Raw genomic sequence first — 18,424 nt, 5'->3', positions numbered from 1 at the left:
GAGACTCAAAACCGTAGGGGGTTCTATATCGTCCTTGCAAACTGATCGCTCGGCGATCAATTTGCGAGGATAACGACGCCGCAGGGGAACGCTGATGCTCCCACCAGAGCACATCAGACCATCGTGGGGACCTCAACCGTCGCTTTCAACCCCAACATCCCCCGCGCCTCCTGCGGCGAAGCCACCTCCCGGCCCGCGTTGCGCGCGTACTCCGCCAGTTTCTCAATCAACGGCCCGTTGGACGCCGCCTTCGTCCCATCCGGCAGATAGAACGTGTCCTCCAGCCCCGTGCGCAGGTGCCCGCCCAGCTCGGCCACGCGCTGGTGCACGGGCCAGATCTCGCTGCGGCCGATGACGGTGGCTTGCCAGGGGGCGTCCTTGATCTTCAGCTTGAGCAGGATGGGCAGCAGATCCGGGTCGGCGGGCATGCCGGATTCGACGCCCATCACAAAGTTGTATTCGGGCAGGCGCTCGGTGTACATGCCGGTCTGCACATACATTTCCACGCAGCGCACGATGCCCACGTCAAAGCATTCAAACTCGGGCAGCGTGCCGGTCTCCAGCATCACGTCGATGAAGTCCTTGACCTTGGCGGGCTGGTTGTCAAAGAGCATGGGCGGCCAGGCCCAGGTGCCGTTGCTGCGCACCTTCAGGTAGTTGAGCGAGCCGGCGTTGCACGCGGCCATCTCGGGGCGGGTGGCGCGCAGGCAATCCAGCGGCCCCTGGTAGTGGGGGCCGACGACGCCGGTGGTCTGGTTGATGATCAAACCCGGGCAGGCCTCGCGCATGGCTTGCACGCAGTCGCGTGCGACCTGCGGGTCCCAGCTGGGCAGGTGGCCCTTGCCGGGCTCCTGGTTGCGAAAGTGCACGTGGACGACGGCGGCGCCTGCGTCATAAGCGCGGCGGGCTTCTTTGGCCAGCTGCTCGGGCGTGACGGGCACATGGTGCTGACCGGGGTCCGTCAGCACGCCGGTGATGGCGCAGGTGATGATGGCTTTGTTGCCGTGGTGGGCGCTGTGCATGGGGCCTGTCTCCTTCAAATGCCGAGCTGACGTGCAGCCAGGTCTTTCATGATTTCTTCTGCACCGCCGCCGATCATCATGACCTTGACCTCGCGGTACATGCGTTCACTGACGGTGCCCCGCATAAAGCCCATGCCGCCCAGGATCTGCACGGCCTGGTCGGCGCAGAACTGCATGGTCTGGGTGGCGTGGTTCTTCAGCATGCAGATGTTGGCCACCCATTCCGGCCCGGTGCGGCTCGCATCGGCTTGCGCAGCCACGGATTCGCACCACGCGGCGGTGGACTGGATGCGCATCTGCATGTCCACCAGCTTGTGGCGGATGACCTGGTGCTCCACCAGCGCGGAGCCAAAGGTCTTGCGCTGGCGGGCCCAGGCCAGGGCTTCGTCGTAGCAGGCCTCGGCAAAGCCCAGGGCCGATGCAGCCAGGCCGAAGCGCTCGCCGTTGAAGTTGCCCATGATGATGCGAAAGCCCGCGCCCTCTTCACCCAGCAGGTAGCGGGCGGGCACGCGCACGTTGTCGAAGCGCAGGTGGGCGGTGTCGGAGCAGAGCCAGCCCATCTTGTCGAGCCTGCTGCGCGAGAGGCCTGAACTGTGGCCGGGCATGAGCAGCATGGAGATGCCGCCGCTGCCCTTGCTGCCTGCTTCTCCCGTTCTGACAGCTACCGTGATCCAATCCGCGCGCATGCCCGAGGTGATGAACACCTTTTCGCCGTTGACAAAGTAGTCATCGCCCTGGCGCCGCGCGGTGGTCCGGAGCTGCGCGACGTCGGACCCGCCACCGGGTTCGGTGATCGCCAGTGCGGCGATCTGCTCGCCCGCCAGCACGGGTGGGATGACCTCGGCCCGCACAGCGTCGCTGCCATGCGTCAGCACGGGCGGCAGGCCGATGTTGTGCGAGAGCAGGCTGGCCAGCACGCCTCCGCTGGCACCGTGGCGGCTGAGCGCGCGCCACAGCGGCAGGCGCAGCTGGTAGCTGGCGGGGGTGCCGCCGTACTGCTCAGGGTAGCCCAGGCCCAGCAGGCCCAGCTCCGCCGCGCGGCGGTACAGGCTGCGCGGGAATTCACCGGCTGCATCCCACGCATCCACATGCGGCGCGATCTCGGTGCGGGCAAAGCGGGTGACGGTATCGGTGAGCACGGTGCGGTCCTGCTCGGTTTCGTGGATAGCTGTAGTAGTTGCGGTCATGCGGGGGCTCCTTGCGCGGCGGCTGCAAAGCGCACCAGCACCTGGCCCGGCGACACCTGCTGGCCGGTCGCCACCAGCAGCTCGGCCACGGTGGCGACTGCGGGGCTGGCCAGGCTGTGTTCGAGCTTCATGGATTCGATGACGACCACGGTTTGGCCCGCCGCCAGCGCCTGGCCTGCCGCCACCGGTAGCGCGATGACCTTGCCGTTGAACGGCGCGCGCAGCTCGGTGGCGCCGCCCGCGGCACCTATGCGTGTGGCGGGCTCCCAAGAGGCGTCTTCCACCCAGCCGTCCACACCACCGGCCTGCCAGTGCCAGCGCAGCGGGGCCACGCGCACGGCATGTACGGTGTGGTCGGCCAGCACGCTGCCTTCCGCATCGTCGTGCGTGGTCACCCGCACAGCACCGCCAGGTTGGGGCGTGAGATGTACGGTGGTGATGGCCGTTTCCACCGCACCGGTGGCTGCGTTGGCAGCACCCGTGCGCTCCACACGCAGACGCCCTGCCCCCAGCTCGCGCACGGCCAGCGCCAGCACATTGCCCTGGTGCCGCAGGCGCAGGGGGCGTGCCAGCGGGCACGGCAGGCTCGCGGAGGCTCGCAGAGGCTCTTCTGAAGCAAAAATAGCCGCTAGTCCAGCAGGAATAATGCCCGATAGCTCTCTTTTTGATAGCAAATCCTGCAACTCTCCAGCATGCTCCGCCAGAAACGGCACCAGCGCCTTGCCATCGCGGAACAGCGGGTGGGCCAGGCACGCTGCCAGAAACGCGCGGTTGGTGGGCAGGCCCAGCACGCGGGTGCTGTGCAGCGCGCGCACCAGCGCATCGATGGCTTCCGCCCGCGTGGGCGCATGCACGATGAGCTTGCCCAGCATGGCGTCATAGTGGGGCGTGACCTCGGCGCACTCTTCCAGCGCGTGGTCAAACCGCAGGGCGCCCGGTGCTGCTGCTTCAAACGTCGTGGCCTGCGGCGCGCTGAAATGCAGCACGCGGCCGGTGTGGGGGCGAAAGTGCGCGTCTTCCGCGCACAGGCGCACCTCGATGGCATGGCCTTGCAGATGCACCTGGTCTTGCGCGAGCGGCAGCGGCTCGCCACGCGCCACGCGGATCTGCCATTCCACCAGGTCCAGGCCGGTGAGCGCTTCGGTCACCGGGTGCTCCACCTGCAGGCGGGTGTTCATTTCCATGAGGTAGAAATCGTCCCCGTCGAGCAGAAACTCCACCGTGCCCGCACCGACATACCCAGCGGACTGGGCCAGCGCCACCGCGCAGGTGCCCATGCGCTCGCGCAGCGCGGCATCCACCGCCGGGCTGGGGGACTCTTCAATGATCTTCTGGTGACGGCGCTGCACCGAGCAATCGCGCTCGCCCAGGTGGATGCAGGCGCCGTGCGCGTCGGCAAAGACTTGCACCTCTATATGGCGGGGCTGCAGCAAGGCGCGTTCGATCAGCAGGTCGCCACAGCCAAAGCCCGCCAGCGCCTCTGACCGAGCGCTGGCCAGCGCGGCAGGCAACTGCGCCAGGTCGGTCACCAGCCGCATGCCGCGCCCGCCCCCGCCTGCCACCGCCTTGACCATGAGGGGTGTACCGATGCGCGAGCCCTCTGCCACAAAGCGCTGCTCGCTCTGGTCATCACCCGCGTAGCCGGGCAGGCAGGGCACGCCCTGTGCCACCGCCAACGCCTTGGCCCCGGCCTTGCTGCCCAGCGCGCGGATGGCTTCAGGCGGCGGGCCGATCCACGCCAGCCCGGCATCGACTACGGCCTGGGCAAAGTCGGCGTTCTCGCTAAGGAAGCCATAGCCGGGGTGCACGGCGTCGGCGCCGGTGGCACGCGCCGCGGCCAACAGCTTGTCGGTGCGCAGGTAGGTGTCAGCGCTGGCCGCTCCGCCTAACGCCACCGCCTGCGTGGCTTCGCGCACATGCAGGGCATGGGCATCGGGGTCGGAATAGACGGCGACGGTGTCGATGCCCATGCGGTGGGCGGTGTGGATGATGCGGCGGGCGATCTCGCCGCGGTTGGCGATCAGAATCTTTTTCATACGCTGTGCCCTCGCGGCTCCATCGCCCGCCTGCCCTCTGCGCGTGCACAGGCAATCTGCTTCGCCATGATTTCAGCATGACCGCCTCGGTTAGCAATCAGGATCTTTTTCATCAGGTCGCACTCCACGGCGGTGCCATGCGCGCAGCAAATGCCGCCAGCCCTTGCGGCGCCTCGGGCCCCCGCAGCGCTTGCGCAAAGGCGATAGCCGCGTCATCCAGCAGCGCGGGCAGCGGCATTTCGGGCTGGGCCAGCAACAGGCGCTTGGTCGCGGCAACGGCCTGCGGTGCGGCTGCGGCATGGCGGGCGATAGCGGCCTGCACCGCGCCATCCATGTCGCCCGCGACCACTTCATCGACCAGACCCAAGCGCAGTGCTGCAGTAGCGTCCCACCGTTCGCCCGTCAGCAAACAACGCCGTGCAACCGCAGATCCCAGGCGCCGCACTACAAACGGCGCGATCTGCGCGGGCACGATGCCCAGCGTGACCTCGGGCGTGCCGAACTGGGCGCCGGTGTGGGCCAGCACATGGTCGGCACAGCACACCAGGCCAAAACCACCGCCCATGGCCGCGCCCTCCACCGCCACGATCAGCCACTGCGGCAGCGCACACAGGGCCTGCAGCAGTGCGCCGAAGCGGCGGTTGAGCGGCATGAGCGGGTCAGCCTCACCGGCAGCCAGCGGCTGGCCGATGGTCCTGGCAAAACCACCCAGGCTACCCCCTGCGCAGAAGTGCCCGCCCGCGCCGCGCAGCACCACGCCGCGCAGGCCGGTATCTGCAGCGGCGCGCTCGCACGCGACCAGCAGTGCATCCACCATGGCCTCCGACAGCGCATTGCGGCTGCCGGGGTCGTTCAATGTCCATGTCTCCACACAGCCGCTTGCGAGCGGCGCGCGATGGATCAGCAGCGCATCAGCCATGGGCGTCAGTGCACAGGCCGCTTGGCGATGCCCATAAGTTTTGAGAGGATGCCGAGCATCACCTCATCGGCCCCACCGCCAATGGAAGCCAGCCGTCCGTCGCGGTACATGCGCGAGACCTTGTTCTCCAGCGTAAAGCCCATGCCGCCCCAGAACTGCAGGCACATGTCGGGCACCTCGCGGTTCAGGCGGCCAGCCTTGAGCTTGGCCATGCTGGCAAGCTCCAGCACATCCTGCCCGTTCACGTACAGGTCGCAGGCGCGGTAGGTGAGCGCGCGCAGGCACTCCACCTCGGTCTTGAGCTCGGCCAGCTTGAACTGCACCCACTGCTGGTCGGCCAGCGTGCTGCCAAACAGCTTGCGCTCCTGCGCGTAGTCGATGGTCCACTGGATGCAGTTGTTCAGCGATTCGAGCGTGCTGGCGGCGCACCACAGGCGCTCTTCCTGGAACTGCTGCATCTGGTAGATGAAGCCCTGGCCTTCGGCGCCAATGCGGTAGCGCTGCGGCACACGCACTTCGTCAAAGTAGATCAGGCCGGTATCGCTGCTGTGCATGCCGATCTTGCGGATCTTCTGCGCCACCTCGATGCCCTTGGTGAGCTTGCCGCCGGGGCCGTCACGCATGGGCACCATCACCAGGCTCTTGTTCTTGTGCACCGGGCCTTCGCCCGTGTTGACCAGCATGCACATCCAGTCGGCCTGCAGGCTGTTGGTGATCCACATCTTCTGGCCGGTGATCACGTAGTCGTCGCCATCCTTGCGCGCCACGCTCTTGATGCCCGATACATCGCTGCCCGCCGCAGGCTCGCTCACGCCGATGCAGCCCACCATGTCGCCCGCAATCGCCGGGGCCAGGAAGTCGCGCTTGAGTTCTTCGCTGCCGTAGCGGGCCAGTGCCGGTGTGCACATGTCGGTCTGCACGCCGATGGCCATGGGTACGCCGCCGCAGTGGATCTGACCCAGCGCCTCGGCCATGGCCAGGCTGTACGAATAGTCCAGCCCCTGCCCGCCGTATTCCTCGGGCTTGCACAGGCCTAGCAGGCCCAGGTTGCCCATCTTCTTGAAGACCTCGTGCGCGGGGAAGATCTCGGCCGCCTCCCACTCGTCCACATGGGGGTTGATCTCTTCGTCGATGAAACGCCTCAAGGTTTTCTGGATCTCGCGGTGCTCGTGCGTGAATTGCATGGTGCTTGTCTCCGTGATGGTTTTGGTTTGCGAGCGGGCCGGGTGCGGTGGGCGGCTACATGCGCGCCACCCCGAACTGCATGGGCCGGGGCGTGCGCGCCGCGCCTTCGGCCACGGTGTCGAGGCAAAACGCCAGCACGGCGCGGGTGTCGCGCGGGTCGATCACGCCGTCGTCCAGCAGCAGGCCGCTGGTGGTGAACGCGTCGGCCTGGGCCTCGAACATGGCGACGATCTTGTCGAACTGGGCCTGCGATTCGACCGGGTCGGGCGTGATGCCTTTGCGCGCGAGCGCCGCCTCGGTCACGATCTGCATGGTGCGTGCGGCCTGCTCGCCGCCCATCACCGCCGTCTTGGCACCAGGCCAGCTGAACAGAAAGCGCGGCGCATAGCCCCGGCCGCACATGCCGTAGTTGCCCGCGCCAAAGCTGGCGCCGCACTGGATGGTGATCTGCGGCACGGTGGCGTTGGTCACGGCCTGGATCATCTTGCTGCCGTGCTTGATCATGCCGCCCTGCTCGCTGTCCTTGCCCACCATGAAGCCCGTGGTGTTCTGCAGATAGATGATGGGGTGGCCCAGCTGGCACATCCACTGGATGAAGTGCGTGGCCTTGTTGGCGCCCGCCACATCGATGGGGCCGTTGTTGCTGATGAAGCCCACGGCGTGGCCCTGGATACGCCCCTGGGCGCACAGCGTGGCCATGCCGTAGCGGGCCTTGAACTCCAGCAGCTCTGACCCATCGGCCAGCCGCGCCATCACCTCGCGCATGTCCACGGGCTGGCGCAGGTCGCCCCCCATCAGGGCCAGCAGGTCGTCAGCGGGCAGCGTGGGCGGTGGTGCACTTGCGCGGGGTGCTGCGGCCCAGCCGGTCTGCGCGATCACGTCGCGCGCCATGCCAATGGCCTCGCGGTCGTCCTGCGCCAGATATTCACCCAGGCCAGAGACGGCCGTGTGCATTTCGGCGCCGCCCAGTTCTTCTTCGGTGGCCACCTCGCCGGTGGCGGCCATCAGCAGCGGCGGCCCGGCCAGGAAGGCGCGTGATCGGCCCTGCACCATGATGACCACGTCTGACAGCCCCGGCATGTAGGCCCCGCCGGCCGTGCCCGAGCCGTGCTGCACGGTGATGACGGGCAGACCCGCCGCCGACAGCCGCGCCAGGTTGCGAAACAGGCTGCCGCCATGCACAAAGCCCTCGACCCGGTAGCGCATGAGGTTGGCGCCGGCGCTCTCCACCAGGTGCACGAAGGGCAGGCGCTCCTGTAGCGCGATCTCCTGCACGCGCAGGATTTTCTCCAGCCCCATGGGCTGCACGGCCCCGGCCTCGATGCCGGAATCGCTGGCCACCACCATGCAGCGCACGCCCGCCACAAAGCCGATGCCCGCAATCACGCCGCCGCCCGGCACGGATTTGGCTGGGTCCTTCACGTCTTGCAGGTAGCCCGCCAGGCTGCACAGCGGCAGCCAGGGCGCGCCGGCATCCAGCAGCAGCGCCACACGCTGGCGCGGCAGCAGCTGGCCGCGCTTTTCAAACTGGGGGAGCGAGCGGGCCGACGCAGCCGCGGCGCGGTCTTCCAGCGCGCGCAGGGCATCCAGGCGCGCGGCCAGTGCGGTGCGGCGCCTTTGCGCATCGGGCGCGCCGGGGTTGAAGCGCGAGGTGAACGTGGCGGTCATGCAGCCCCCTGGGTGCTGACGTGTCCACCCGCTGCACCGCTGCCTGCCTGAGGCACAGCGAACACCCGCGGCACCTCGGCGCGGTGAAAGCCGCCGTAGGGCTGGACGGCGGCGCGCTGCTGCGTGGCGGCATCGGGTACGCGCATGGGCCAGCCCATGCGCACCTGCGGCCGTGCGCCGTCTACCCGCAGCGTGGTGCCGCTGATGAAGCTGGCCGCCGGGCTGAGCAGGAAGGCAATGGCCGCCGACACCTCGGCCTCATTGCCAAAACGGCCCAGCGGCACGGTCTGCGGCATGGCGCGCAGCATGTGCGCTGCCTCGGGCGGGTAGTTGTCCATACCGCTGGATGCGATGTAGCCGGGCGCCACGGCGTTCACGCGCACACCGTTGCCAGCCCACTCCAGCGCAGCGGTTTCGGTGAAGCTGACCATGCCTGCACGCGCCGCGCCGCTGTGCCCCATGCCGGGCATCGAGCCCCACATGTCGGCCACGATGTTGACGATGGAGCCGCCGTGCGCGGCCATCCACTGCCGGTAGCACTCGCGCGCCATCAAGAAGCCGCCGGTGAGGTTGGTGTGGAGCACGGCCTCCCAGCCCTTGGCACTGATGGATTCGAGCGGCGCCATGAACTGCCCGCCTGCGTTGTTGACCAGCGCGGCGATGCGGCCCTGCGCGGCCAGCACGTGCTGCACCAGCAGCGCCACAGCGTCTTCAGAGCGGATGTCGCCGGCCTGCCAGCTGGCCTGCCCGCCATCGGCCGCGATCTCGGTCTGCACGGCCTGCAGCTTCTCGGCCTTGCGCCCGACCAGCACCACATGGGCACCCAGGCGCGCCAGTTCGTGCGCCGTGCAGCGGCCAATGCCCGAACCGCCGCCCGTGACGATCACCACCTGCCCGGCAAAGAGGCCGTCGGCAAAGACCGAGGTGTAGCGGCTGTGGGGTTGCACTGCGGTCATTTCGCCTCGTCTTTCTGGATGAACAGCGCCAGCGCCTCGTCGGTCAGCGCATCGAGCGACTTGCCCTTCTTGGGCGAGAACCACTGCACTGCCCAGTTGAGCGCACCAAAGATGAACAGCCGCGCCACGCCAGGGTCCGCCTGCAGCGCGCCCTGGCGGGCAAGCGCCTGCAGAGCGGGCATCCAGGCTGCCTCGTACTCGTCCTTGATGCGCCCGATGGCCTTGCGCTGCGCCGGTGTGAGTGAGCGCCACTCATACAGCATCACCGGGATGAAGCTGCTGCGCGGGCCGAGCAGGATCTCGAAGTGGTGGCGGATGAGCGTGCGCAGCTGCGCACGCGGCGTGGCGGTGGCTGGCAGCGCCTGGAGCGCCGTTTGCTGGCTCTGCACGGCCATGGTCATGCCCTCGCTCATCACCGCAAAGAGCAGCGCATTCTTGCTTTCGAAGTGATAGAAGGGCGAGCCGCTGTGCATGCCCGCGGCCGAGGCAATGTCGCGCGTGCTGGTGGCCGCAAAGCCTTGGGTGCGAAAGAGCTTGGCAGCGCCGTCCATGAGCTTGCGGCGGCGGTTGCCGTCGTCCAGTTCCTCGGCCGTCTTGCGCGGGCGGCCACGGGGGCGGCGGGCGGGTTCGTCAGGGGTTGGGGCTGCGTTGGCTGGGGCGGTGGCGCGGGTGGAGCGGACAGGCGCGGCGGTGGCCTTGCGGGTGGGCCGGGGCGTGGGTTGTATTGGCGCCTCTGGCGCAGATACAGGGGGGCGGGTGCGGGGCACGGGGGAGTCCATGCGGGCACGATAGCAAAGGCGGTTATTTTTAGCAAGCGTGTGCTTGGTGAAAATAGTCTGGGTGCTTTCTTCAGGTGATCTGGTGCTTTTTGATGGATTTTTGGGCTGTAGCGCCGGTTGAATAAGCGATCGGCGCTATCACTTTTGTAGTTTTTTTGCTTTGGCAGGGTTGGGGGTTCGGCGCTGGAAGAGTGGTCGGAGATTCTGAGTGGACGTGCCAGAGGTCCGTCGTCCGCGCCCCGACCGGGTGGGCTGCGCTTGTCGAAGCCTGGTTTTGTTGTGGCTGCCGCGTGCCCTTGCTGAGGGCGGAGGCCGGGAGTCGCCCGGCAGGCGAGTCCCTTTCTTTCGCGTCGCCGAAAGAAAGTCACCAAAGAAAGGGCGACCCCACTGTCTGCGTCCCCAGCGCTGCGCGCCGGGGCAACCTGCGGTGCTCGCGGGCAGGGTGCGCCGCAGAACTCGCTGCGCTGCGTTGCAGCTCCGCTCAAACAGCTGCGGCAAGTCAGTTCACGAAGCGCGTGTGTCCTGCGGCACACGCGCCACCCCGCCCGCTGTGCTCCTCGGCGCATACAGAGGGGATGGGGAGCGGACATCCATTCGGGCCTTTGCTTCGCTCGGCCCCGTCTCGCGGGCGCAGGCGCCTCGCGCTGGGCGCCACCGCTGGCGCCGGGCGCGGCCGCTGCCGGGGTCGAGCGCAGCGACGACCCGTATGGATGTTCGGCTGTTCGGCACCCCACCCCTTCTGGCTGCGCCTGCGCCGGGGCGGTTGCGGGGTGGCAGTCGCGCAGGTGCGCGGCTGCTTCGTGATCTGACTCGCCGTGGCTGTCCGAGCGGCGCGCGCAGCGCAAAGCGAGTTCCACGGCGCACCCCGCAACCGCCCCGGCGCAGGTCTGCCCCCACGCACCGCGTGGGGGTCGCAGACTGAGGGTCGCCTTTTCTTTGCTTACTTTCTTTTGGCGAAGCAAAAGAAAGTGAGTCGCTCGCCGGGCGACTCCCGGCTCCCGCCCTGAATACGGGCATGCCGTAGCCACTGCCAAGCCGCGCTTCGACAAAGCTCAGCACGAACAGATAGCGGTGACAGCAAGGCGTCAACGCGCTCAGCACCGGTAACAGGCCGCACGCCAGTGACTACAAAAACAATAGCTACCAGCGCTTTATATACAAGCGCTAGCGGCCAAAACCATCCAAATCCTGAGCATTGGACCAGCCCTGAATCCGAAACTGCGTTTCGCAGTCCGCACCGCTACGCGGCGACGAGATCTCGGCTCTTGCTGAAATCTGGCTTTCTCTTTTACAGAAAGACCATTCAGCCCGCTTCGCAGTCCGCGCCGCTAACGCGGCTACCCACTTCAGACTGCGCTGAAGTCGGGACGGCGCTTTTAACGAAAGATCATTCAGCCCGCTGCGCGGCCTGCGCCGCTACGCAGCGGCCAGTTTTCAGCTCTTGCTGAAATCTGGCTTTCTCTTTTACCGAAAGCCCGCCGGTCCTGCTTCGCAGTCCGCGCCGCTAACGCGGCTACCCACTTCAGACTGCGCTGAAGTCGGGACGGCGCTTTTCCATAAACGCCGAGAACGCTTCCCGCGCCGCGGGCTCCCGCAGCATCCGCCCAAAGCTCTCCCCCTCTTCCGCCATCACCTCCAGCACCTTCGCCGTCTGCCCGCCCTTCATCAAGCGCTTGGTCTCGATCAGCGACGACAGGGGCTTGGCCGCCAGCTTGCGGGCCTGGGCTTGGGCCACGCCGTTGCATTCGGTGGGCGGCACCACACGGTTGACCAGGCCCACTTCCAACGCGGCTTCGGCCATGAAGGGCTCGCCCAGCAGCAGGGCTTCGGCGGCGCGGTGGTAGCCCATCATCTGCGGCACCAGCAGGCTCGAAGCGGCCTCGGGGCACAGGCCCAGGTTGACAAAGGGCATGGAGAACGCGGCGTTGTCGCCCGCGTAGACCAGGTCGCAATGGAACAGCATGGTGGTGCCAATGCCCACAGCCGGGCCGCAGACGGACGCGATCACGGGCTTGGGAAAGGCCGCGATGCCGCGCAGAAAGCGGAACACGGGCGAATCCTGCGTGGCGGGGGGCTGTTGCAGGAAGTCGCCAATGTCATTGCCGGCGCTGAAGATGGCCACATCGCCCTGGAACACCACCACGCGCACGGCGGCGTCTTCCTTGGCCGCAACCAAGGCGTCGGCCATGGCGGCGTACATGTCGCGGGTGATGGAATTCTTCTTGTCCACGCGGTTGAAGGTGATGGTCGTTACCCCCGCTTCGGTGTGGACGAGGATGTCTTGCGTGGCGACGCTAGTGCTGGTGGCTTCGGTCATGGTGGTCAGTGGGTGAAGATGAAGGTTCGCGAAGGGGAGGTGATGGAAAGGCAACAGTCGCAGCCGCAAGAGCGGGCCGCAGAGCGCGGCTCATTCCTTGTAATAGACGATCTGGTGGCTGGTCGCCAGCATGGTGCCCGCTTCGTTCCAAAGCTGCGCGCTCTGGTCGAAAAACCCGTTGCGGAATTCCTGCCCGCGGGCCTGGCCCAGCAGGTAGCCGGTGCCGGTGGCCTGCAGTTGTGCGCTGCTGGCATGAAAGTACACCGTGATCGACACCGTGCCGGCCGGCACGCGCTGGGCGCGGCGCAGCCAGACGCGGGGGAAGAACACATCCGCCAGCGCGGCCAGTGCACAGAAGTCCAGCGGGCGTGGGGGCGCGTCGCGCATCCACAGCTGGGTGAGGCTGTGGTCGCCTGTGCCGTCCCACTGGCGCGGGATGGCACCAGCCACCGGGCGCATTTCATAGCGGTCGAGCCACTCCACGCCCACGCCACGCGGCATGGCGGGCTGCTCGTCAGGAGCAGGCACAGCGGGCATGGGCACGTCGCCCACGCTCCAGGTTTCGCGGCGCACCGCCGTTACAGCCGTTGCGGTGGTGGTCACCACCGGGGCGCCATCGGCATCGGCCTGCAGGATGGACAAGGTCCAGTGCTGCGTGGAGCGGTTGGTGCGCACTGGCGTGGCCTGCACGGTGAACGGCCCGGTCGCCACAGCGCCGGCGTAGTTGACGGTGAGCGACAGGGGCTCACCGAGCAGGTCGGGGTGGTCCAGCACCGCGCGCAGCAGCGTGGCGGCCGTGACGCCGCCAAAAGGGCCCACCATGTTCCAGTAGCCCGCATGCGTCTGCCCGCCGTACTGGCCGGGCGCGTCGGGAAGCGCAGTCAGCTGGAGCGCTTCGTCCAGCGCGTGCAGAGAGGTCGGGTGCGAGTCCACAGGCGAAGAAGCGAAAGAGGAAAGAGAAGTGTCGGACGGCAAGGGGGTACGGCCGGGGTTGGCAGAATCGGAAGAACGGTTCATTGCGCCAAGTGTGCCGCCAATGTGCCGGTCAGGCCGTCGTACCGGTGACTGGCACCACAGTCGTAGCGGCGGCCCCCAGGCCTGCCAGCGCTGCCGCAGCACGCGGCCAAAGGCTCTGGCGGAACTGGTCGCGAAAGAAGCCGAAGTGCCCGATGCGCCGCACCTGCACGTCGGCGGGGTTGATGCTCTCCACACGCCGCTCGGCATTGGCGTACAGGTTGACCAGGTTGTGCGTGCCGCGCAGCGTCATCAGTTCGTCGTCGGCCATCGACAGCGCCAGCACCGGAAACCGCACCGCCCCGTAGCTTTGTGCCACGCCCGCCCCTTCGGCACCCACGCTGTAGGCAGGATCGAGGCACCAGCGGCGCCACTGCAGGATGACGCCCGCAGGCAGGTCGCCCACCTTCTTCAGCGCCCGCCCCGGAAAGTACCCGCACAGCCGCGTGGCCAGCGGCACCAGCACCCACCAGAAATACGGAACGATGCGCTTGAGCTGCGGCGCGTTGTCGCGCCAGTAGCCGCTTCCAGCCGCCACGCTGAGCAGGCCCGCCACCTGCCCGGGATTTTTGAGCAGCCCCGGCAACTGCGCGCCCAGGCTGTGCCCCAGCAGGTACAGCGGCTGCGACGGCAGCGCAGCCTTGGCAGCAGAGATCACCGCTTCGTAATCGGCGGCCCAGTCAAACAGGTCGGCCTTCACATCGCGCATCGCGCCCTGCAGCGAATCGCCATGGCCCCGGTAGTCAAACGTGGTGACACGAAAGCCCTGCTGCGCCAGCCACAGCGCAAAGGCCTCGTAGAACGACTGCCGCACCCCCATTGCGCCGCCGATGACAACACTGGCGCGTGGCGCGCCTTGGGGTTCATAGACACGCAGTGCCAACGACACGCCACCGTTGGTCACCTGCAGGGTTTGCTTGTCCATGTCTGTCTCCTTGTGTCGAAACCGGTCTGCGCCGGCTTGAATGGAAAACAAAAACAGGCAGTCCACTTCCCCTGCCCCCACACCCCGCCCTTGAGGGCGTAGCGAGCGGGTCAGCTGCTAGGCGGACGGAGCGCAGGAACCGGAACGTACTTGCAGTACGTGAGGATTCCGAGCACCGCCCAACGACGCAGATGGCCCGCGCAGTAGCCAGTTACAACGCCTCGATGATGCCGGCGGCGCCTTGTCCTGTACCTACACACATCGTGACCATCCCGTACTTCAGCTTGTGCCGGCGCAGCGCATGCACCACCGTCGCAGCACGGATCGCACCGGTCGCACCCAGCGGATGCCCCAACGCAATCGCGCCACCCATCGGGTTCACATTCGCAGGGTTCAGCCCCAGCGTGTTGATCACCGCCAGCGACTGCGCCGCAAACGCTTCGTTCAGCTCGTACCAGCCAATGTCATCGCTCTTGAGGCCCGCATACCGCAGCGCTGCAGGGATGGCCTCGATGGGACCAATGCCCATGATTTCGGGCGGCACACCGCGTGCGGCGTAGCTCACAAAGCGCGCCAGCGGCGTCAGGCCAAACTGCTTCACGGCCTTTTCGCTGGCCACGATGAGCGCACCCGCGCCATCGCTGGTCTGCGAGCTGTTGCCCGCTGTGACGCTGCCGCGTGCCGCAAACACGGGCTTGAGCTTGGCCAGGCCTTCGAGCGATGTGTCAGGGCGCGGGCCTTCGTCCAGGCTCACGGTGCGGCGCTTTTCCACCACTTCGCCAGTGGCGAGGTTGGGCGAACGCTCCACGATTTCGAAGGGCGTGATTTCGTCGCTGAACTCACCGGCCTTTTGCGCCTTGATGGCGCGCAGGTGGGATTCGAGTGCGAAGGCGTCTTGCGCCTCGCGGCTCACCTTCCATTGCTGGGCCACCTTCTCGGCCGTCAGGCCCATGCCGTAGGCGATGCCCACGTCTTCGTCGCGCGCAAACACTTCAGGGTTGAAGGACGGCTTGTTGCCGCCCATGGGCACCAGGCTCATGGACTCGGCACCGCCGGCGATCAGCACATCGGCCTCGCCCACGCGAATGCGGTCGGCAGCCATCTGCAACGCGGTGATGCCGGATGCGCAAAAGCGGTTCACCGTAACGCCGCCCACGGGGTGGTTGAACGCCAGGCCCACGGCAATGCGCGCCATGTTCATGCCCTGCTCGCCCTCAGGGAACGAGCAACCGATGATGGCGTCTTCGATCGCCTTCGGGTCCAGCGTGGGCACCTGCAGCATGGCGCTCTTGAGGGCGGCGACCAGCAGATCGTCAGGCCGGGTGTTCTTGAAATAGCCGCGGCCCGAGCGCCCGATGGGCGTGCGCGTGGCGGCAACGATGTAGGCGTCCTGGACTTGTTTTTGAGCCATGGTGGTGAAACTCCTTCAATTCTTGGCGGGGCGGCTGGATGGAACCCAGGCCCACGTAAATGCACATTCGACCGGCTCGATGCCGGCTTCGTCGGTCACGGTGACCTGAACCTGAACCTCACCCTTGTCGCTGGCCTGCATGGCCGCGCGCTGCTCGGCGGTGAGCGTGGCCACGGCCTTCAGGCCGCCCGTGGCCCGCTTCCTGAACGCCATGGTCAGCTCCTTGGCCAGCGGGATGCAGTCGTCGCGCACGTTCATGCCCACAACCATGCCGGTGGCCGTTTCGGCCAGCAGGTTCATGGCCGAGGCATGCACTCCACCGATGTGGTTTTGCACGCGGGGCTGGTTGGAGAGGTGCACCTCGACCCGCTCGGGCGTGAGCGACACGAACCGCACCCCGGCCGTGCCGGTGAAGGGCACAGCCCGGCGCAGGATGATGTTCTGCACGAAGCCGCGCATGAAGGCGGGGGCCTCGTCCAGGCGCATCAGCGAGCGCTGGAGTTTGTTGGGGGCCTGGCTCGTCATGGCGAGGCGGTCAGTTGCGAACCGGCTTGCCGGTCGAGAGCATGCCCAGGATGCGCTCGTGCGTCTTGGGCTGGGCAATCAGGTGGCAGAACACCTTGCGCTCCAGGGTGAGCAGGTATTCCTCGCTCACCAGTGCGCCCGCGTCCACATCACCACCACAGACCACCTCGGCGATCATGGCGCCGATCTTGAAGTCGTAGGCGCTGATGAAGCCGCCGTCGCGCATGTTGACCAGCTGGGCCTTGATGGTGGCCAGGCCGCTGCGGCCCGCCACGGGGAACAGGCGCTTGTGGGGCGCGCGCCAGCCGCTTGTCGCCATCGACTTGGCTTCGTTGATGGCCACAAACAGCAACTCGTCCTTGTGCGGCACGACGATGTCGCTGTCCAGCAGAAAGCCCAGCTTGCGCGATTCCAGCGCGCTGGTGCCCACCTTGGCCATGGCCGCTGCGGTGAAGCCCTCAGTCAGGAAGGGCAGGATGTCCTTGCCGGTGGAGGCCGCCATGTTCTCGGCCGCGCGGCGGGCGATGTAGGTCAGGCCACCGGCGCCGGGCACCAGGCCCACGCCCACTTCCACCAGGCCGATGTAGCTTTCCATGTGGGCCACGCGCTTGGCCGAGTACACGGCCAGCTCGCAACCACCGCCCAGCGCCATGCCGTGGATAGCCGCGACCACGGGTACCTGGGCATAGCGGATGCGCAGCATCAGGTTTTGCAGCTCCTGCTCGATGCTTTCGACCGCAGGGGCGCCACCGACCATGAAGGCGGGCATCGTGGCTTCCAGGTCCGCACCCACGCTGAAAGGCGCGTCGCCGGACCAGATCACCATGCCCTGGTATTCGGACTCGGCCAGTTCCAGCGCTTCCATCAGCGCTTCCATCACCTCGGGGCTGATGGCGTGCATCTTGTTCTTGATGCTGGCAATGAGCACCTGGCCATCCAAAGTCCAGGTGCGCAGGGCTTTCGATTCCGCAATGGTCGTGCCAGCGGTACGCCAGTCGGGCAGGCTGGTTTCACCCAACAGGGCCTCGGGGAAGATCTGGCGCTCGTACACAGGCAGCTGGCGGCGGGCCACAAACTTGCCTTGAGACGCGCTCCACGAGCCTTGCGCCGTGTGCACGCCACCGGCTTCGGCCACAGGGCCCTTGAAGACCCACTCCGGCAGCGGCGCCTTGCACAGCGCCTTGCCGGCGTCGATGTCTTCCTGGATCATCTTCGCCACTTCAAGCCAGCCAGCTTCCTGCCACAGCTCAAAGGGGCCCTGCTTCATGCCAAAGCCCCAGCGCATGGCCTGGTCCACGTCGCGGGCGTTGTCGGCAATGGTGCCCAGGTGCACGGCGGCGTAGTGAAAACTGTTGCGCAGGATGGCCCAGAGGAACTGGCCCGGCGCGCCTTCGGCGTTGCGCAGCAGGCGCAGACGCTCGGCAGCGGGCTTCTTGAGCATGCGGCCGTACACCTCGTCAGCCTTCTGGCCAGCGGGCACGTACTCTTCGCTGTCGAGCTCGAAGCGCATCACCTCGCGGCCCACCTTCTTGAAGAAGCCGGCCTTGGTCTTCTGGCCCAGGTTGCCCAGCTCCAGCAGCTTTTTCAGCACCGCGGGTGTGCCAAAGCTTTCGTAGAACGGGTCGGTCTCCAGGCTCAGGTTGTCCTGCAGCGTCTTGATCACGTGGGCCATGGTGTCCAGGCCCACCACGTCAGCCGTGCGGAAGGTGCCGCTCGATGCACGGCCGAGCTTCTTGCCCGTGAGGTCGTCCACCACATCGTAGGTCAGGCCGAAGTTCTCGACCTCTTTCATCGTGGCCAGCATGCCGGCGATGCCGACGCGGTTGGCGATGAAGTTGGGCGTATCGTGCGCGCGCACCACGCCCTTGCCCAGGCCGCTGGTCACAAAGGCTTCGAGCTGGTCCAGCACTTCGGGCTGGGTGGTGGGGGTGTTGATCAGCTCCACCAGCGTCATGTAGCGCGGGGGGTTGAAGAAGTGGATGCCGCAAAAGCGCGGCTTGATGCTCTCTGGGAGCACTTCGGAGAGCTTGGTGATCGACAGGCCCGAGGTGTTGGACGCCAGGATGGCGTGCTTGGCCACGTGGGGAGCGATCTTGGTGTACAGGTCCAGCTTCCAGTCCATGCGCTCGGCAATGGCCTCGATCACGAGGTCGCATTCCTTGAGCAGGTGCATGTGCTCTTCGTAGTTGGCCTGCTGGATCAGTGCCGCATCATCGGCCACGCCCAGGGGCGATGGCTTGAGCTTCTTGAGGCCTTCGACGGCCTTGGTGACGATGCCGTTCTTGGGGCCTTCCTTGGCGGGCAGGTCGAACAGCACCACGGGCACCTTGACGTTGACCAGGTGCGCAGCAATCTGCGCGCCCATCACGCCTGCGCCGAGCACGGCGACTTTCTTGACTTGGAATCGGGACATGGGATGAATTCGGTTGTTTCAATCCGTTCGGGCTGAGCTTGTCGAAGCCGTGGCGAGGGGTGGTTCG

The 18,424-nt window shown here is 66.9% G+C and carries 14 protein-coding genes; all 14 read right to left on the bottom strand.

The window, feature by feature from the left end:
• Nucleotides 1-113: 113 nt before the first annotated feature.
• Nucleotides 114-1,022 (bottom strand): 3-keto-5-aminohexanoate cleavage protein, encoded by a 909-nt coding sequence (locus ACTPOI_RS05210; RefSeq protein WP_440107084.1) that lies wholly within the window; start codon nucleotides 1,020-1,022, stop codon nucleotides 114-116.
• A gap of 14 nt (nucleotides 1,023-1,036) precedes the next feature.
• The gene (locus tag ACTPOI_RS05205; RefSeq protein ID WP_440107082.1) at nucleotides 1,037-2,209 is read right to left on the bottom strand and encodes an acyl-CoA dehydrogenase family protein; all 1,173 of its coding nucleotides are present in this window, start codon (nucleotides 2,207-2,209) and stop codon (nucleotides 1,037-1,039) included.
• The gene (locus tag ACTPOI_RS05200; RefSeq protein WP_440107080.1) at nucleotides 2,206-4,245 is read right to left on the bottom strand and encodes an ATP-binding protein; all 2,040 of its coding nucleotides are present in this window, start codon (nucleotides 4,243-4,245) and stop codon (nucleotides 2,206-2,208) included. Before ACTPOI_RS05200 ends, ACTPOI_RS05205 begins: the two co-directional genes overlap by 4 nt.
• A 112-nt stretch (nucleotides 4,246-4,357) precedes the next feature.
• Nucleotides 4,358-5,164: an enoyl-CoA hydratase/isomerase family protein gene (locus tag ACTPOI_RS05195; protein ID WP_440107078.1), complete on the bottom strand. Its 807-nt coding sequence runs from the start codon at nucleotides 5,162-5,164 to the stop codon at nucleotides 4,358-4,360.
• A gap of 5 nt (nucleotides 5,165-5,169) precedes the next feature.
• Nucleotides 5,170-6,348, bottom strand: coding sequence for an acyl-CoA dehydrogenase family protein (locus ACTPOI_RS05190; protein WP_440107076.1), 1,179 nt, complete (start codon nucleotides 6,346-6,348; stop codon nucleotides 5,170-5,172).
• Between the two features lie 55 nt (nucleotides 6,349-6,403).
• Complete coding sequence (locus ACTPOI_RS05185; RefSeq protein WP_440107074.1) at nucleotides 6,404-8,017, bottom strand: acyl-CoA carboxylase subunit beta; 1,614 nt, start codon at nucleotides 8,015-8,017, stop codon at nucleotides 6,404-6,406.
• A complete protein-coding gene (locus tag ACTPOI_RS05180; protein WP_440107072.1) occupies nucleotides 8,014-8,973 on the bottom strand; it encodes an SDR family oxidoreductase in 960 nt (319 codons plus the stop codon). Before ACTPOI_RS05180 ends, ACTPOI_RS05185 begins: the two co-directional genes overlap by 4 nt.
• Complete coding sequence (locus ACTPOI_RS05175; RefSeq protein WP_440107070.1) at nucleotides 8,970-9,752, bottom strand: TetR/AcrR family transcriptional regulator; 783 nt, start codon at nucleotides 9,750-9,752, stop codon at nucleotides 8,970-8,972. Before ACTPOI_RS05175 ends, ACTPOI_RS05180 begins: the two co-directional genes overlap by 4 nt.
• A 1,522-nt stretch (nucleotides 9,753-11,274) precedes the next feature.
• Entirely contained in the window at nucleotides 11,275-12,069 is a 795-nt protein-coding gene (locus ACTPOI_RS05170; protein WP_440107068.1) for an enoyl-CoA hydratase, read from the bottom strand.
• Between the two features lie 90 nt (nucleotides 12,070-12,159).
• Entirely contained in the window at nucleotides 12,160-13,002 is an 843-nt protein-coding gene (locus tag ACTPOI_RS05165; RefSeq protein WP_440108267.1) for an acyl-CoA thioesterase, read from the bottom strand.
• Between the two features lie 112 nt (nucleotides 13,003-13,114).
• The gene (locus ACTPOI_RS05160; protein WP_440107066.1) at nucleotides 13,115-14,008 is read right to left on the bottom strand and encodes an alpha/beta hydrolase family protein; all 894 of its coding nucleotides are present in this window, start codon (nucleotides 14,006-14,008) and stop codon (nucleotides 13,115-13,117) included.
• 211 nt (nucleotides 14,009-14,219) lie between these two features.
• Complete coding sequence (locus ACTPOI_RS05155) at nucleotides 14,220-15,419, bottom strand: acetyl-CoA C-acyltransferase (RefSeq protein WP_440107064.1); 1,200 nt, start codon at nucleotides 15,417-15,419, stop codon at nucleotides 14,220-14,222.
• A gap of 15 nt (nucleotides 15,420-15,434) precedes the next feature.
• Nucleotides 15,435-15,944, bottom strand: coding sequence for a DUF4442 domain-containing protein (locus ACTPOI_RS05150; protein WP_440107062.1), 510 nt, complete (start codon nucleotides 15,942-15,944; stop codon nucleotides 15,435-15,437).
• A gap of 10 nt (nucleotides 15,945-15,954) precedes the next feature.
• On the bottom strand, nucleotides 15,955-18,357 hold the full coding sequence (locus tag ACTPOI_RS05145; RefSeq protein WP_440107060.1) for a 3-hydroxyacyl-CoA dehydrogenase NAD-binding domain-containing protein: 2,403 nt from the start codon (nucleotides 18,355-18,357) through the stop codon (nucleotides 15,955-15,957).
• Between the last annotated feature and the right edge of the window lie 67 nt (nucleotides 18,358-18,424).

This window comes from Acidovorax sp. BL-A-41-H1 (assembly GCF_051942715.1).
The sequence above is the reverse complement of the archived record's forward strand: the minus strand, read 5'-3'. Positions and strand labels throughout refer to the sequence as shown.

What these genes read in the sequence shown, in the direction of transcription:
- ACTPOI_RS05185 (WP_440107074.1), bottom strand. Translation starts at nt 8,017, where the DNA reads ATGACCGCCACGTTCACCTCGCGCTTCAACCCCGGCGCGCCCGATGCG.
- ACTPOI_RS05145 (WP_440107060.1), bottom strand. Translation starts at nt 18,357, where the DNA reads ATGTCCCGATTCCAAGTCAAGAAAGTCGCCGTGCTCGGCGCAGGCGTG.
- ACTPOI_RS05175 (WP_440107070.1), bottom strand. Translation starts at nt 9,752, where the DNA reads ATGGACTCCCCCGTGCCCCGCACCCGCCCCCCTGTATCTGCGCCAGAG.
- ACTPOI_RS05170 (WP_440107068.1), bottom strand. Translation starts at nt 12,069, where the DNA reads ATGACCGAAGCCACCAGCACTAGCGTCGCCACGCAAGACATCCTCGTC.
- ACTPOI_RS05205 (WP_440107082.1), bottom strand. Translation starts at nt 2,209, where the DNA reads ATGACCGCAACTACTACAGCTATCCACGAAACCGAGCAGGACCGCACC.
- ACTPOI_RS05195 (WP_440107078.1), bottom strand. Translation starts at nt 5,164, where the DNA reads ATGGCTGATGCGCTGCTGATCCATCGCGCGCCGCTCGCAAGCGGCTGT.
- ACTPOI_RS05160 (WP_440107066.1), bottom strand. Translation starts at nt 14,008, where the DNA reads ATGGACAAGCAAACCCTGCAGGTGACCAACGGTGGCGTGTCGTTGGCA.
- ACTPOI_RS05190 (WP_440107076.1), bottom strand. Translation starts at nt 6,348, where the DNA reads ATGCAATTCACGCACGAGCACCGCGAGATCCAGAAAACCTTGAGGCGT.
- ACTPOI_RS05180 (WP_440107072.1), bottom strand. Translation starts at nt 8,973, where the DNA reads ATGACCGCAGTGCAACCCCACAGCCGCTACACCTCGGTCTTTGCCGAC.
- ACTPOI_RS05150 (WP_440107062.1), bottom strand. Translation starts at nt 15,944, where the DNA reads ATGACGAGCCAGGCCCCCAACAAACTCCAGCGCTCGCTGATGCGCCTG.
- ACTPOI_RS05155 (WP_440107064.1), bottom strand. Translation starts at nt 15,419, where the DNA reads ATGGCTCAAAAACAAGTCCAGGACGCCTACATCGTTGCCGCCACGCGC.
- ACTPOI_RS05200 (WP_440107080.1), bottom strand. Translation starts at nt 4,245, where the DNA reads ATGAAAAAGATTCTGATCGCCAACCGCGGCGAGATCGCCCGCCGCATC.
- ACTPOI_RS05210 (WP_440107084.1), bottom strand. Translation starts at nt 1,022, where the DNA reads ATGCACAGCGCCCACCACGGCAACAAAGCCATCATCACCTGCGCCATC.